The organism is Pseudomonas aestiva (assembly GCF_039908605.1).
In the GTDB taxonomy this organism is placed as follows: domain Bacteria; phylum Pseudomonadota; class Gammaproteobacteria; order Pseudomonadales; family Pseudomonadaceae; genus Chryseomonas; species Chryseomonas aestiva.
Genome location: NZ_CP150916.1, coordinates 4,769,789 through 4,785,102 on the forward strand (window position 1 = coordinate 4,769,789; position 15,314 = coordinate 4,785,102).

Here is a 15,314-nt window from a genome sequence, read left to right on the forward strand (position 1 = left end):
GCCAGTGGAAAACACTCCACATGCCGTAGGCGGAGCTGAATACAGCGACGTCCAACATGGGCAGCAGCGCAGCTTTCTTACGGACATGAAAAAGCCGACCGTTACAAACGGTCGGCTTTTTTCGTTGGGACCTGGTGGGCGTAGGCGAACGAGCCGTCTCAACCCGCCCTACGGTCAATCAACCGCCCTTCAGATCCGCCAGGATCGAGAAGGCGCGCAACCGATCCGCCTGCTCATAGACGTCGCAGGTAAAGATCAGCTCGTCGGCATCGGTCTTCTCCAGCAGCAGCTCCAGGCGCTCGCGAACCTTGTCGGGCCCGCCGATCACCGCCATGCCGAGGAAGCTCGACACCGACTCCTTCTCGTGGGGCAACCAGACCCCTTCCATGCTGCGCACCGGCGGCTGCAGACGCATGGTGTCGCCACGGAACAGCGCCAGGATGCGCTGGTAGACGGTGGTGGCCAGGTAATTGGCCTCGTCGTCGCTGTCGGCCGCCACCAGGGGTACCCCGAGCATCACATAGGGGCGATCGAGCACCGCGGACGGCTTGAAGTTTTCGCGATAGAGACGGATCGCCTCGTGCACATAGCGCGGCGCGAAGTGCGAGGCGAAGGCATAGGGCAGACCCTTGGCCGCCGCCAGCTGGGCACTGAACAGGCTCGAACCCAGCAGCCAGATCGGCACCTCGGTGCCCACGCCCGGCATGGCGATCACGCCCTGCCCCGGCTGCTGCGGCCCGAAGTAGTGCTGCAGCTCTTCCACATCCCGTGGGAAGTCGTCGGAACTGCCCAGGCGATCACGGCGCAGAGCATAGGCGGTGCGCTGGTCAGACCCCGGCGCGCGGCCCAGGCCGAGTTCGATACGACCCGGATATAGCGAGGCCAGGGTGCCGAACTGCTCGGCCACCACCAGGGGCGCGTGGTTGGGCAGCATGATGCCGCCCGAGCCCAGGCGCAGGGTACTGGTGCCGGCGGCCAGGTAGCCCAGCAACACGCTGGTCGCGGAGCTGGCGATACCATCCATGTTGTGGTGCTCCGCCACCCAGTAGCGGGAAAAGTCGAGCTGCTCGACATGGCGCGCCAGGGTCAGGGCATTGTGCAGCGCCTGGGTCGCATCGCCGTCGTCGCGGATGGGGACGAGGTCGAGGACCGACAGGGCGGTCTTAGAGAGACGGGTCATCAGGATTCTCCTCGGCGACCTGGTCGTAGGCCGCCCTGTGGCGCTGAATGAAAGGCTGCTTCGCGGAAGCCCAGGCGGCCAGTGCGCCTACCGGCACCATCAGGCTCTGACCCAGCTCGGTGAGGGCGTATTCCACCTGGGGCGGCTTGGTCGGCGTCACCGTGCGGGACACCAGGCCGTCGCGTTCCAGCTGGCGCAGGGTCACGCTGAGCATGCGCTGGGATATGCCATCGACCCGCCGGCGCAATTCATTGAAGCGCAGCGGACCGGGTTCCAGGGTGAAGAGCGTGAGCAAGGACCAGGCATCGCCGATCCGGTCCAGCACATCCCGAATGGGACAGGCATGGGCATGCAGGCGGCGACGGCTGGAGATACGACTGACCACGGCGTCCATGGCGATCCTCGAAGCAGAACTGGTTCCCAGCCTACGCCTTTCGGGCGGTTATTAAAAGTAACCACCTGTCAGGACTGGTATTGCCGCTTTGGCCAGGGCACAATCCGGAAGGTCGTGACCGTTTTTATTGATTGAACGTTCAATAAAAAATAGTTACCCTGCGAGGCTCCTTCCGCTCTGTTCAGGAGATGCCTCGTGCCCAAGGTCGGGATGCAGCCCATCCGCCGTTCGCAGCTCATCGCCGCGACCCTCGAAGCCGTCGACGAAGTCGGCATGGGCGACGCCAGTATCGCCTTCATCGCCCGCAAGGCCGGCGTCTCCAACGGCATCATCAGCCACTACTTCCAAGACAAGAACGGCCTGCTCGAAGCTACCATGCGGCATCTGATGAATGCCCTGCGCCAGGCCGTGCGCGAACGCCGCGACGCCCTGCCCGGTGATGACCCTGCCGCCAACCTGCGCGCCATCATCCAGGGCAACTTCGACGATACCCAGGTCAGCGGTCCGGCCATGAAGACCTGGCTGGCCTTCTGGGCCACTAGCATGCACCAGCCCAACCTGCGTCGCCTGCAACGCATCAACGACCTGCGCCTCTACTCGAACCTCTGTTGGCAATTCCGCCGCCTCCTGCCCCATGAGCAAGCGCGCGCCTCGGCCCGCGGCCTGGCCGCCATCATCGATGGTCTCTGGCTGCGCGGCGCCCTCTCCGGCGACGCCTTCAACACCCAGCAGGCCCTGCAGATCGCCTACGACTACCTAGACCTGCAACTGGCCAAGGCCTGACCGCTCCCTGACCGCTGCAACCCCGGCCGGTCCGCTCCGGCCGGGGCTCCCCTCCCGCTTTTCTTTATCCATCTCTCTCTGATCGAACCGCTCTGGGCCGCCCATCAGCCCGTCTCGGCACGCCTGCGAATTTTTCATTGATTGAACGTTCAATAAAAATTAAGTAGACTGGATTCATCGCTGGCGCAGAGAGACCTTTCTTTCGCGCCCCCTGTGTTCCTTGCGGGTGCCACGACGCCCGCCCAGCCTGGGAGAACGTCCATGGCCCGTTTCGCCGAACAGCAGCTCTACATTGGTGGCCGTTATGTCGCCGCCACCGGTGGCGCCACCTTCGAAACCCTGAATCCCGCCACCGGCGAGGTGCTTGCCGTGGTGCAGAGCGCCAGCCGTGCCGACGTGGACAAGGCGGTGGCCGCCGCCGCCGCCGGACAGAAGGTCTGGGCGGCGATGACCGCCATGCAGCGCTCGCGCATCCTGCGCAAGGCCGTGGACATCCTCCGCGCACGCAACGACGAACTGGCCCTGCTGGAAACCCTGGACACCGGCAAGGCCCTGTCCGAGACCCAGGCCGTGGACATCGTCACCGGCGCCGACGTGCTCGAGTACTACGCGGGCCTCGTTCCGGCCCTGGAAGGCGAGCAGATCCCGCTGCGCGAGACCTCCTTCGTCTATACCCGCCGCGAGCCGCTGGGCGTGGTTGCCGGCATCGGCGCCTGGAACTACCCGATCCAGATTGCCCTGTGGAAGTCCGCCCCGGCCCTGGCCGCCGGCAACGCCATGATCTTCAAGCCCAGCGAAGTCACTCCGCTGACCGCGCTGAAGCTGGCCGAGGTCTACACCGAGGCCGGTCTGCCCGATGGCGTGTTCAACGTGGTCAATGGCGTCGGTCCGGAAGTCGGCGTCGCCCTGACCGAGCATTCCGGCATCGAGAAGATCTCCTTTACCGGCGGCGTCGCCACCGGCAAGAAGGTCATGGCCAGCGCCGCCGGCTCGACCCTCAAGGAAGTCACCATGGAACTGGGTGGCAAGTCGCCGCTGATCGTCTGTGACGATGCCGACCTGGATCGCGCCGCTGACATCGCCGTCATGGCTAACTTCTTCAGCTCCGGCCAGGTCTGCACCAACGGTACCCGCGTCTTCGTGCCCCAGACGCTCAAGGCTGACTTCGAGGCCAAGGTGGTGGAGCGGGTCAAGCGCATCAAGCTGGGCGATCCCCTGGCCGCCGAGACCAATTTCGGGCCGCTGGTCAGCACCCCGCACATGGAAAAGGTGCTGGGCTACATCGCCCAGGGCCAGGCCGAAGGCGCCCGCCTGCTCACCGGTGGCGAGCGCGTCACCCAGGGCGAGCTGGCCCGGGGCAACTTCGTCGCCCCCACCGTCTTCACCGATTGCCGTGACGACATGGCCATCGCCCGCGAAGAGATCTTTGGCCCGGTCATGAGCATCCTGGCCTATGCCGACGAAGACGAGGTGGTGCGCCGCGCCAACGACACCGAGTACGGCCTGGCAGCCGGCGTGGTCACCCGTGACCTGGCCCGGGCCCACCGCATGATCCATCGTCTGGAAGCCGGCATCTGCTGGATCAACACCTGGGGCGAATCCCCCGCCGAGATGCCGGTGGGTGGCTACAAGCACTCCGGCGTCGGTCGCGAAAACGGCCTCACCACCCTTGGCCACTACACCCGCATCAAGTCGGTGCAGGTCGAGCTGGGCGATTACGCCTCGATCTTCTAAGCCGCTTCCGTAGCGCTTTTCTCCCCTCTCCGCTGGAGAGGGCCCGGGGCTGGGGCCCGACCCCACCCGCCGTCAGGAGGAGACTTTTTTCATGGCACACGAATTCGATTACATCGTCATAGGCGCCGGCTCGGCCGGCAACGTCCTGGCCACCCGGCTGACCGAAGACCAGGACGTCACCGTCCTACTGCTGGAAGCCGGCGGCCCCGACTACCGCCTGGACTTCCGCACCCAGATGCCGGCTGCCCTGGCCTATCCACTGCAGGGCAAGCAGTACAACTGGGCCTACCAGACCGAGCCCGAGCCGCACATGGACAACCGCCGGATGGAATGCGGTCGCGGCAAGGGCCTGGGCGGCTCCTCGCTGATCAACGGCATGTGCTACATCCGCGGCAACGCCCTGGACTATGACAACTGGGCGCAACTCGACGGTCTGGACGACTGGACCTACCTCGACTGCCTGCCCTACTTCCGCAAGGCCGAGAAGCGCGATGCCGGTGGCAACGACTGGCACGGCGGCGACGGTCCGGTCTCGGTGACCACCGCCAAGCCGAACACCAATCCCCTGTTCGAAGCCATGGTCGAAGCCGGTGTCCAGGCGGGTTATCCGCGTACCGAAGACCTCAACGGCTATCAGCAGGAAGGCTTCGGTCCGATGGACCGCTTCGTCACCCCGAACGGCCGGCGCTCCAGCACCGCCCGCGGTTATCTGGACCAGGCCAAGGGTCGCCCGAACCTGACCATCGTCACCCATGCCACCACCGATCGCATCCTCTTCGAGGGCAAGCGCGCCAACGGCGTCGCCTACATGAAGGGCGATTCGCTGGAAGCCATCACCGTGCGCGCCCGCCGTGAAGTCCTACTTTGCGCCGGTGCCATCGCCTCGCCGCAGATCCTGCAACGCTCCGGTGTCGGTCCCGCGCCGCTGCTGCGTCGCTTCGACATCCCGCTGGTCCACGACCTGCCGGGCGTCGGCCAGAATCTGCAGGACCACCTGGAGATGTACCTGCAGTACGAGTGCAAGCAGCCGGTCTCGCTGTACCCAGCGCTGAAGTGGTACAACCAGCCGCAGATCGGCCTGGAATGGATGATCAAAGGCACCGGCCTGGGCGCCAGCAACCACTTCGAGGCGGGCGGTTTCATCCGCTCCAGCGAAGAGTTCGACTGGCCCAACATCCAGTACCACTTCCTGCCGATCGCCATCAATTACAACGGCACCAACGCCATCGAAGCCCATGGCTTCCAGGCCCACGTCGGCTCCATGCGTTCGCCCAGCCGCGGCCGCATCGAACTGACCTCGCGCGATCCGCGTCAGCATCCGAGCATCCTGTTCAACTACATGAGCACCGAGCAGGACTGGCGCGAATTCCGCGACGGCATCCGCCTGACCCGCGAGATCATGCAGCAGCCGGCGCTGGATCCCTATCGTGGCGAAGAGATCAACCCGGGCCGCGATTGCGTAACCGACGCCCAACTGGACGCCTTCGTGCGCTCCCACGCCGAGACCGCCTATCACCCGTCCTGCTCCAACAAGATGGGTACCGACGATATGGCGGTGGTCGACGGCGCCGGTCGCGTGCATGGCCTGGAAGGCCTGCGCGTGGTGGACGCCTCCATCATGCCGATCATCGCGACGGGCAACCTCAATGCCCCGACCATCATGATCGCCGAGAAGATCGCCGACAAAATTCGCGGTCGCGCCCCACTGCCGCGCAGCAACGCCGCCTACTATGTGGCTAATGGCGCTCCGATCCGCGGCACTCCGCTACGCGACGTCAACGGCCAACGCGCTGCTGAGCCGATGCCGGAGCGTCGCAACCAACCGGCAGCCTAAGCCGCAACCGGTCATGAAAAAGGGCGCCTAGGTGCCCTTTTTCATGACCGGTAATTAGAGGCAGTCCTTAACGGCCACCAGTACGTCCCGCGGCCGCAACGGATTGTTGGCCATCTGTTCACGCAACGCGATACGCGTACCCCGCGACGCCGAGCCGATATCGATGACGGCTGCTGTAGCCGGCGGGACCTTGCTGTCTACCAGCACACGCTGCCCACTGCCTTGCGGCTGGACCTCCACGTGGCGACCGCCCTTTGCCAATTTTGCGACCAAGCAGGTGCGATATTCATCAGCGCTCTTACCGGTACGCAGTTCCATCGGAGGATTGCGCTCAAGGTTCGCCTGACTGGTGCAGCCAGCCAATGCAGCGGCCAGCACGGCCAGGGTCTTCGTTCTCATCAGTGGCTCCTTGCAAGCTCTTTGCTCTATTTTAGCCTCAGCTGGCTTACGCCAGCCTTAACCTACGCACATCCTTGGTTTACAAGGGCTTTTCCATGGCTATAATGGCCTCCCCCTTGCCGGTATAGCTCAGCTGGTAGAGCAACTGACTTGTAATCAGTAGGTCCCGGGTTCGACTCCTGGTGCCGGCACCATCTACTCCAAGTGTCACAGCGGCTTCGTGCTAGGTCATACCAGCAGCGACGTCACAAGCGACACCTTGGCCACCCCGGTTCAGCGCAGACCGATCTGATCCTCTGGTCTTTGGCGCGCGCTATCACTCATCCCCTAGACCGGTCGATGGCTATTCATCGGACTGATGGTGATAGTGGCCACTGAACGTAAGGTTAGGGCTGACCTCCCATGCCTGAGGCCATTCTGGTCTCCTCGAGAGGTAGTCTGATGATCATCGAAATGCGTACTTGGGCCCGAGTAGGTTCGTCACGCGCAGGCCCCAGTACAAACGGCCCACTGTCAGTGCTGCAGAGCTCCATCAACAGCCTTCACTTGGCCAACCAGGCGCGCAAAGAGCAACTCAAGCCGTTATCGGAAGAGGCGGTTGAGCCCAATCCTATCGAACCGCCAAATCCCGACACGCTTGATGTTCCAGGAACGACGGATGCTGATAAAGAAGTCGATCCGGGAGAAGTCGATGACCAAGCCGGTGCTGGCGACCCTCTGAACCGTTGATGAGCGCGCCGGGACCCTTCTGAGGTCGTGTCTTTGCCGCTCCACTCGTAGTCGGCAAAGAAGCTTATCCAGCGCTACGAAGATACAACGGTCTATGCCTCCTCGGTGGTAGTGCGATGCCAAGAGCGGCAGTTATCTGACCCCTATCGGACATCCGAGGATAAAATATGTCCTTCTTCTTAAGTGGCATTGGTAACTTGCAGGTACTGCTGGACAATTGTCTGCAACGCGAGCGTGACTATTTTAGTCAGCCTGCAGGACACCGTTGCTGCCCTGACCCATTCGTCTTCGCGCGAGCCGCACTGATTTACCGCAAGCGGCAGGACACGGGTGCCGAACGGGCAATCTGCGAGCGGTGGGATCTTATTCTCCAGGATTTTGAGCGCCAGGCGCAGGCGCTAGAAGCGACTGTGCGTGATAACGCCCTGAGTCTGCAGCTGCGTAACCGCAAGCAGTTGCTGGAGCGGCGCGACGCGACCCAGATGCGATTGCTACCAGGGCACCGCAAGCCTGGTTAGACGCTTGGTTTTGAACGAAACCCCAGTAGGTAGAATCCCCGTTGCGACAGGCTGGATCTTCGCACAAGGCTTAACTTTCTGTGTTAACCAACGACTTCGAAACAAAAATGCCAGTCGGCGTTAACTGACTGGCATTAGCCCGGTGTCCGGGTTTTCATAGATCTATGCAGGCCGGTTAGCTTTTATCGGCCTCTTCCGGCTTGAGCCCAGTCTTGCGCGTCTCGTCAGGCTTGGGCACGGTCAGCCAGGCATTGATGCGCTGGATGTCGGCATCCTTGAAATCACCGCTCCAGCGCAGCAGGACTAGCTGGTTAGTGATGAAGTCGTATTGCGAGCGTAGGTAGTCGCGCCGGGCGCTGTACTCCTGGCGAACCGCGTTCAGCACGTCCACCGCGGTAGCCGCACCGAAGGAGAAGGATTTCTCACTCGCCTCACGCGCCTTGACCGCCGAATTCAGCGCATTGCGCGACGACTCGATCTTGCTCAGGCTGGCAAAGCTCTTCAGGTAGGCGGTCTTGGTCTCCTTGACCACCTGGCGACGTACCGTTTCATAGTCTTCTTCGGCCGATTCCTGGGAGCCATAGAGGCTCCGCGTCCGGGCACTCACCGATCCACCGCTGTAGATCGGAATCTGCAGATTGAGGCTGGCCGAGTAGGTATCGACAACGTCCGCGGCGATGACGTTTTCGTAGGCAAAGTCACTGCGCTGCGCCCCGAATTGCAGACTCAAGGTGGGCAGATGACCGGCCTTGGCCTCGCTGACGGCGTATTCCGCCGAATTCAGGGCTTCCTGCTTGGCCTGCAGCGCCGGGTTGTGATTGATGGCCGACTGCACCCAATCGGTTTCCGTACCCGGTAACGCGGTGAAGAGGGTGCGATCATCAATGCGCTTGAAAGGCTGGTAGATGTCCCGCCCGACCAGCTCGGCCAGCGCTTCGCGCGTCACCTGGATCTGGTTCTTGGCTTCGATCTCCGCGGTCTTCAGGCTGTCCACCCGCGCGGACAGCTGCAGCTTGTCGGTGATGGTCGCCAGCTGCCGCTCGAACAGCGCCGAGACGCTGTCGAGGTTGCGCTGGGTCGCCTGGCGCTCGGCGGTAGCCAGCTCCAGTTCATCCTCGGCCGCCAGGGCGGCGAAGTAGCGCTGGACCACATCCGCGGCGGACTGGATACGAGTGTCTTCGGCCAGCGAGCGATACTGCTTGGTGAGCTCACTGTACTTCTTGAAGCCACGCCAGGCAGCCGGGTTGTAGATCGCCTGGGTCAGACTCAGGTTGTAGGTCTGGCCGTCGTAGAACAGCGTCTGGGGACCTTCGGTGCGCTTGATGCGACTGGTGGAGGCGCCGCCGCTCAGCTGCGGCAGCATCTGGCCGAAGGCACCGTCCTGCTGCCCCTGACTGGCCTTGACCTGGGCATCCGCGCCGCCGATGCGGGGATCGGATTCCATGGTCTTCTGGTACAGCTGCCATAGATCCAGGTAGGCCGCCGGCTCATGGGTGGCGACAGGCGCCGCCTGACCCAGCAGCGGCAGGGCCAGACCCAGGGCGAGAAGCAGTCGGGCGGGCTTGAACATCGCCTTACTCCTCGATCATCGAACGCGCCATGGCATTGCGCGCCGGCTTGAGCAAATAGTTGAGCAGGGTACGGGCGCCGGTGTTGATCAGCACCTCGGCCGGCATGCCCGGCACCAGCTCGCGACGGCCCAGGTCGGCGCGGCCCTTGTCGGTCAGGGTCACGCGCGCCAGATAGTAAGGCGCACCGGTCCGCTCGTTGGTGAAGCGGTCAGCGGAGATATAGACGACTTCGCCTTCCAGGATGGGGGTGGTGGCGTTCTTGAAGGCGCTGAAGCGCACCTCGGCCAGCTTGCCCAGTTCGATACGGTCGATATCGTTCGGCTGCACCTCGACCTCGACCAGCAGGTCGGCGCCAAGCGGCACGATGTCCAGCAGGTGGGTACCGGGCGCCACGACGCCACCGATGGTGTGTACCGCCAGGCCCATGACCATGCCGTCGACCGGCGCCTTGATGACCGTACGGTTGACGAGATCCTGCAACGCGCCGACCCGCTCACGCAGCTCATAGATGCGCGACTGGGTCTCGGCCAGCTTGTTGGCCACGTCGGACTTGAATTTCTGGGTGGTCTGCAGAATCTGCAGCTTGGTTTCACCCATCTGCACCTTGGCGCGGGCGATGGCCGATTGCTGATCGGCGATCTCGGCCTGCAGGCGGGACAGATTGCGCTCCTGATCGCGCAGGCGTTCGTTATTCACGTAGCCCTGCTTGAGCAGCTCGCTCAGGTCCTTGATCTCGCTGCCATAGGACTGCGACAGACCCTGCTTGCTCTGGATAACCGCTGAGAAGCCGCGGATCTGCTGCTCGAGCTCGGCACTCTTGTTCTTGAGGACGTCGATTTCTCCCAGACGCGCATTGCGCTGGGCCAGGAAGATCTGCCGTTCGCTGTTGCGAGCTTCCTGGACGCGCTTGTCATCCTCGGGGAAGTCGCTGGTGCCGAAGGTCACATCCTTCAGGTCGTCGCGCTCGGCGATCAACCGCGCTTCCAGCGCCTGGGAGGCGATCAGTTGGCTGCGCGCCGCTTCGAGCTGGGCACGGGCCTGGGTATCGTCCAGGCGCATCAGGGTATCGCCGGCCTTAACGTGGTCACCGTCGTGGACCATCAGCTCCTTGACGATGCCACCTTCCAGATGCTGCACGGTCTTGCGCGAGCTCTTGATGGTCAGATAGCCCTGGGCGAGCACGGCGCTGTCGAGCGGGGCCAGACCGGCCCAGAGACCGCCCAGACCGAAGACAACGATCAGGATGATGTAGCCCAGTCGACGGACCGGCTTGTCGGAAATCTTCAGGCCCTCGGCCTCGGCTTCAGCGAGATATTGGGTATTCATCAGGCCATACCTCCCGATTGCTCGGCGCTGCCATCGGTTTTGGGCAAGGACTCGGTTTCAGCGGCGGCCACGGGCGTTGCCGCGGGGCGGCCCTGCAGTTGCGCCAGGACCTGATCACGCTGACCGGACATGACGATCTGGCCATCGTTCATCACGATGAGGTTGTCGACGTAGGCCAGGACGCTGACGCGGTGGGTCACGATGAACAGTGTCGCGCCGGTCTGCTTGAGGCGCAGCAGCGCCGCGCCCAGGGCCTTCTCGCCCGCCTCGTCTAGGTTGGAATTGGGTTCGTCCAGCACCACCAGTCGCGGATTGCCGTAGACGGCGCGGGCCAGGCCGATGCGCTGGCGCTGACCACCGGAAAGCGCGCCACTGTTGGCACCGATGATGGTGTCGTAACCCTGAGGCAGGCGCAGGATCATGTCATGCACGCCTGCCAGTTCGGCCGCCTCGACCACCGCTTTAGCATCCACCTGGCCAAAGCGGGCGATGTTGTCGCTGATGCTGCCATCGAACAGCTCGATGTCCTGCGGCAGGTAGCCAATGTACGGACCGAGTTCTTCGCGCTTCCACTGGGCGATGTCGGCGCCGTCCAGACGCACCTTGCCGCTTTGCGCCGGCCAGATGCCCAGCAGCGCGCGCGCCAGGGTCGACTTGCCCGCGGCGCTGGCGCCGAGAATGCCGACCGAGGCACCCGCGGTGACGTTGAACGAGATGCCCTTGAGGATCGGCTGGAAGGCGCCAGGCGGCGTCAGGATCAGTTGCTCGACCGAGATATTGCCCTTGGGCGCCGGCAGCGACATGCGCGGCGGCTCGGCCTGGACCTGGCGCATCATGTCATTGAGGCGTGCGTACTGGCCGCGGGCTGAAATGAAGCCCTTCCAGCTGCCGATCATCAGATCGATAGGTGCCAGGGCGCGGCCCAGCAGCAGGGAACCGGCGGTCATCAGGCCAGGAGTGATCTGATGGTCGATGACCAGCCAGGCACCCAGGCCGAGGATCAGCGACTGCAGCACCATGCGCAGGGTCTTGGACAGGTTGCTCAGGGCGCCGCCATGCTCGCTGGCACGGGCCTGCAGGCCCAACACGTGGGTATTGCGCTTGCGCCACTGCTTGAACAGGCTGGGCATCATGCCCATCGAGGCCACTACCTCGGCGTTGCGCAGGTTCTTGCTGGTGAACTGGGTCGCCCGCGCGTTTTCTTGGTTCGCCTCGGCCAGCCGCTTGCCGGTCAGCTTCTCGTTGGCATAGGCCAGGAGGATCAGCAGGATGGCGCCAAGCACGGTAAGGGCGCCGAACAGCGGGTGGAAAAAATACATCACCGCAATGTAGATCGGCAGCCAGGGGGCATCGAAGAAGGCGAACAGCCCCTGCCCGGTCAGGAATTGGCGCAGACCCGTCAGGTCATTGAGGGGTTGCGCCGAGGCCTGGGCGCCGCCGGTGTAGAGCGCCTGCTTGAAGCTGGCGTCATAGAGACGCTCATTGAGCAACAGATCAAGCCGTGTGGAAACCCGCACCAGAATGCGCGAACGGATCCACTCGAGGGCGCCATAGGTCGCCATCAGCAGCAGCATGATCAGGGTGAGCATGACCAGCGTGGTGATGCTACTGCTGCTCAGGACACGGTCGTAGACCTGCAGCATGTAGAAGGAAGGGACGAGCAGCAGCAGGTTGATGAAGAGGCTGAAAAAGCCGACCGTTAGAAAGCTGCCCTTGCAGGCAATCAACGCCTGCTCGAGATCTGTCTTGGGTTTGGATTGCATGCAGATACCAGCGGGGACTAGAAGGAACAAAACCGCAGGGTGCGGACTCTATCACAGGTTTTTGAGGGGTGTTCCCCTACCCGCGGAGCCCGCGATCCTACCCGATGACCGGGGCCAGAGCCTTAAGCCTGCCTTATATCCGGGGTCTCGACGGCATCGCTGGCCGGCAGATGGCGCTGCTGCAGGATGCCCTGGCGGGTTCGCTCCACCAGTTGCAGCGAGGCCTCGCGCCAACCGACCCAGGCCCAGTCCTGCAGCGGACGTGCGGACGGGAAGCTGCCTTCGGCTTCGTAGCGCTCCACCTGAGCGGCCAGGGACGCCGGATCCTGCAGCTGGAAATAGGCCATGAAATCCCCGCCCACCTCGCGGAACACGGGAATATCGCTGGCCATGGCCGGCAGGCCGCGCTGCATGGCTTCCACCAGCGGCAGACCGAAGCCTTCCACGTAAGAGGGGAATACCAGGGCCCGGGCATTGGCATAGGCGTATTCCAGGCTGGTGTCGTTGGCGCCGTTGAACATGAACAGCCGGCGCTTGTATTCCGGATGGGTCTTGATGCGTTCGATCAGCGCCTCGGTCTTCCAGCCCACCTTGCCGATGATGCACAGGCGCACATCGGCGCCCCTGGCCCAGAGCAGGTCGAAGGCGTCGAGCAGATAGGCGTGGTTCTTGCGCGGCTCGATGGTGCTGACCATCAGGTACACCGGGGTCTTGCCATCGAACAGGCGCTTGACCTCCGGATCGCAGGCGGCGCCGCTGCCATTCAGGTCGAGTTCCGAGCCCAACTGGAAGTAGCCGTGCCACTGGCGCTCAGCCGCAGCGCCGCGGCGCCGGCGCAGTTCCGCCTCGACTTCCTGGCTGATGGTCTGGGAAATGGCCATGAAGCCGTCCGCGGTGCGGGCGATCCAGTCGAACCACTCATCGAAGACCTTGACCAGATGGTTGTCGCAGAACTGCGGATGGGTGAGCGGGATCAGGTCGTACATCACCGAGACGATGCCCACGCCACGCGCCTTGAGCGATTCGGCGAGCTTGAAGAAATCGGCATGCCAGGAGGAATCCAGCAGCACCAGTTGGTCACCGGGCTCGATGTCCAGAGGGGTGGCGCGCTCGGGCTCTTCACCCGCCTGGTAGTCCTGCTCGCGCAGGATGTTCAGCGGCCACTGAATGACCTGGCTGGTCGCCCGGCACGGCCAGTACCACAGCCGGCGCAGCAGCAGGGAGCGGTCGGCGTACGGCAGCTTCTGCTCGACGCGGTCGTGCCAGCGCCAGAAGCGGTCCTGCAGGCGGTCCAGGCGGCCGATCCACTGCCGGCGACGGATCCGGCCCTCGTCGACCTCCAGCGGCTCCAGGCTGTTCACCCGGTAGAGCTGATCGTGCTTCATCATGACCGGAATGCACTCGACCGAGGGCTCCAGGTGCGGCAGCTGCTTGATGACGTTACGCACCACCCGCTGGATACCGGAGTTGTCGGAAGGGTGTTCGTAGACGTAGGTGCATTCGATCAGTAGACGCATGGCAACTCGCAAATCCTCGCTAGACCCGGGCAGGCCTGCCAGAGAAGGGCCGATGGAAGGCCGAAATGAAGGAGCGCCAACCGGAAAACTGCGGGGGCCGGCGTCTGGATCCGTAGGGACAAAATTGGCGGGCGATTATAAGGCCCAGGGCACACAGCGCCCAGCCCGGTCGTCTCGGCAACGTCAGGGCCGGTCATAAAACTGCTACCAGACGTGGACTAATCGTGGTCAGCCCGGATAATGCGTGCCTTTGCGCCAGGGGCGCGGCGATCGCGACGTCCCCGACGTATCCGGACCACCACGCCTCTGGCGGGCATTCCCTGACGACCCGCGTGCGTGTCTTTGACGGGTGCTTCAACCTCAGCTGTCGAGCGAACATGAAGGTCTTCGTTTCCATCAATGTGCTCAAGCCGCCGATGACCGGCATTGGGCGCTACACCCTCCATCTGCTGGAAGAGTTGCTGGCCGATCCGGCGGTGGAAGACGTGAAGGGCTTTGGCGACGAAGGTTTTCTGGATCGCGAGGCCTTGCGGCAGAAGGTAAGCGCGCTGGGGCAGGCACTGCCACCCTCCTCCATGCATCGCGGCCTGGGGAAATTGCGGCGCTGGCTGGGGCACCGCCCCTGGCTGCGCCGCCTCTATCGTCATCGTCTCAACAGCCGCTTCCTGCAGGGCAAGGCGCAGCTCGAGGGCTACGTCTACTGGGAGCCGGGCTACTACATGCTGCCGCTCAACGGGCCCAGCGTCGCCACGCTCTATGACCTGTCGCACATCCGTCACCCCGAGCTGCATCCGCCGGCGCGGATCGAGGAGATGCGCCGGCTCATCCCCGATACGCTGGCTCGCGCCACCCGCCTCATCACCATCTCGGACTTCACCCGCCGGGAGTTGCTTGCAGAACTGAAACCTACCCAGCCGATCGATCTGGTCAGCCCGGGCGTTTCGCGCGGATATGCCGAGGTGTCGCCCGAACAGCGCCAGGCCTGTCGCCAGGCCTACGACCTGCCGGAACACTTCACGCTTTCGGTCGCCACGCTCGAACCGCGCAAGAATCTGGCGGAGCTGCTGAAGGCATTCGCGCTGCTGCCCCAGTCGCTGCGCCAGCGGTTTCCCTTGGTACTGGCCGGTGCCCCGGGCTGGGACAGCGCGGAGTTGCAGCAGCTGATCGAACAGCTGAGCGCGGCCCACGAACTTCGCTACCTGGGTTATGTGGATCAAAGGCACATGCCGGCGCTTTACGCCAATGCCACCGTGCTGGTCTATCCCTCGCTGTACGAGGGCTATGGCATGCCCGTGGCCGAAGCCATGGCCACCGGTTGCCCGGTGATCACCTCGAATGTCAGCTCCATGCCGGAGGTGGCGGGCGATGCCGCGCTGCTGATCGATCCGCGCGACCGCGGTGCTATCGCCGGCGCCTTGCAGCAGGTACTGGAATCCGCTGAGCTGCGTGCGCGCCTGGCAGCGGCCGGGCGCCAGCGCACCGCCGACATGCACTGGGCCGCGCGGGCGACGGCCCTGCGAGAGAGCCTGATCGCCGCGCAACGGATGGCTTGAATCCCTGAAAACA

13 protein-coding genes and 1 tRNA gene are annotated in these 15,314 nt (G+C 63.8%); 7 read left to right on the forward strand and 7 right to left on the reverse strand.

Annotated elements, in window-relative coordinates:
- Positions 1-178: 178 nt before the first annotated feature.
- On the reverse strand, positions 179-1,180 hold the full coding sequence (locus AABM56_RS22115; protein WP_263258636.1) for an LLM class flavin-dependent oxidoreductase: 1,002 nt from the start codon (positions 1,178-1,180) through the stop codon (positions 179-181).
- Complete coding sequence (locus AABM56_RS22120) at positions 1,164-1,574, reverse strand: helix-turn-helix domain-containing protein (protein ID WP_133860060.1); 411 nt, start codon at positions 1,572-1,574, stop codon at positions 1,164-1,166. The genes AABM56_RS22115 and AABM56_RS22120 overlap by 17 nt, the downstream gene beginning before the upstream one ends.
- Before the next feature lie 195 nt (positions 1,575-1,769).
- Here AABM56_RS22120 and betI point away from each other — a divergent pair, with 195 nt between their 5' ends.
- The 3 genes from betI to betA all read left to right on the forward strand — a co-directional run bounded on the left by betI (position 1,770) and on the right by betA (position 5,925).
- On the forward strand, positions 1,770-2,357 hold the full coding sequence (gene betI, locus AABM56_RS22125) for a transcriptional regulator BetI (RefSeq protein WP_263258634.1): 588 nt from the start codon (positions 1,770-1,772) through the stop codon (positions 2,355-2,357).
- Between the two features lie 261 nt (positions 2,358-2,618).
- Positions 2,619-4,091, forward strand: a complete 1,473-nt coding sequence (betB, locus tag AABM56_RS22130; protein ID WP_263258633.1) for a betaine-aldehyde dehydrogenase — start codon at positions 2,619-2,621, stop codon at positions 4,089-4,091.
- Positions 4,092-4,182: 91 nt separating this feature from the next.
- Positions 4,183-5,925 carry a choline dehydrogenase gene (betA, locus tag AABM56_RS22135; RefSeq protein ID WP_347883711.1) on the forward strand — a complete coding sequence of 581 codons (1,743 nt, stop codon included), beginning with the start codon at positions 4,183-4,185 and terminating at the stop codon, positions 5,923-5,925.
- 54 nt (positions 5,926-5,979) lie between these two features.
- On the opposite strand, the gene AABM56_RS22140 is transcribed toward betA, so the two are convergent.
- Complete coding sequence (locus AABM56_RS22140; RefSeq protein WP_347883712.1) at positions 5,980-6,324, reverse strand: hypothetical protein; 345 nt, start codon at positions 6,322-6,324, stop codon at positions 5,980-5,982.
- Positions 6,325-6,442: 118 nt separating this feature from the next.
- On the opposite strand from AABM56_RS22140, the gene AABM56_RS22145 reads away from it, so the two are divergent.
- From AABM56_RS22145 to AABM56_RS22155, 3 genes are all read left to right on the forward strand, one after another.
- Positions 6,443-6,518: transfer RNA gene (locus AABM56_RS22145), tRNA-Thr, on the forward strand.
- A 247-nt stretch (positions 6,519-6,765) separates the two neighbouring features.
- Positions 6,766-7,053, forward strand: a complete 288-nt coding sequence (locus AABM56_RS22150; RefSeq protein WP_263258630.1) for a hypothetical protein — start codon at positions 6,766-6,768, stop codon at positions 7,051-7,053.
- A gap of 167 nt (positions 7,054-7,220) precedes the next feature.
- Positions 7,221-7,571, forward strand: coding sequence for a hypothetical protein (locus AABM56_RS22155; RefSeq protein ID WP_263258629.1), 351 nt, complete (start codon positions 7,221-7,223; stop codon positions 7,569-7,571).
- A gap of 175 nt (positions 7,572-7,746) precedes the next feature.
- Here the strand turns inward: AABM56_RS22155 and AABM56_RS22160 are convergent, their stop codons facing one another.
- The 4 genes from AABM56_RS22160 to AABM56_RS22175 all read right to left on the reverse strand — a co-directional run bounded on the left by AABM56_RS22160 (position 7,747) and on the right by AABM56_RS22175 (position 13,748).
- Complete coding sequence (locus tag AABM56_RS22160) at positions 7,747-9,141, reverse strand: TolC family outer membrane protein (protein ID WP_347883713.1); 1,395 nt, start codon at positions 9,139-9,141, stop codon at positions 7,747-7,749.
- A 4-nt stretch (positions 9,142-9,145) separates the two neighbouring features.
- Entirely contained in the window at positions 9,146-10,468 is a 1,323-nt protein-coding gene (locus AABM56_RS22165) for an HlyD family type I secretion periplasmic adaptor subunit (RefSeq protein WP_347883714.1), read from the reverse strand.
- Positions 10,468-12,231, reverse strand: coding sequence for a type I secretion system permease/ATPase (locus tag AABM56_RS22170; protein ID WP_347883715.1), 1,764 nt, complete (start codon positions 12,229-12,231; stop codon positions 10,468-10,470). The genes AABM56_RS22165 and AABM56_RS22170 overlap by 1 nt, the downstream gene beginning before the upstream one ends.
- Positions 12,232-12,353: 122 nt before the next feature.
- Positions 12,354-13,748 (reverse strand): glycosyltransferase family 1 protein, encoded by a 1,395-nt coding sequence (locus tag AABM56_RS22175; protein WP_347883716.1) that lies wholly within the window; start codon positions 13,746-13,748, stop codon positions 12,354-12,356.
- Positions 13,749-14,125: 377 nt separating this feature from the next.
- Here AABM56_RS22175 and AABM56_RS22180 point away from each other — a divergent pair, with 377 nt between their 5' ends.
- Complete coding sequence (locus AABM56_RS22180) at positions 14,126-15,301, forward strand: glycosyltransferase family 1 protein (RefSeq protein WP_347883717.1); 1,176 nt, start codon at positions 14,126-14,128, stop codon at positions 15,299-15,301.
- Positions 15,302-15,314: the final 13 nt, after the last annotated feature.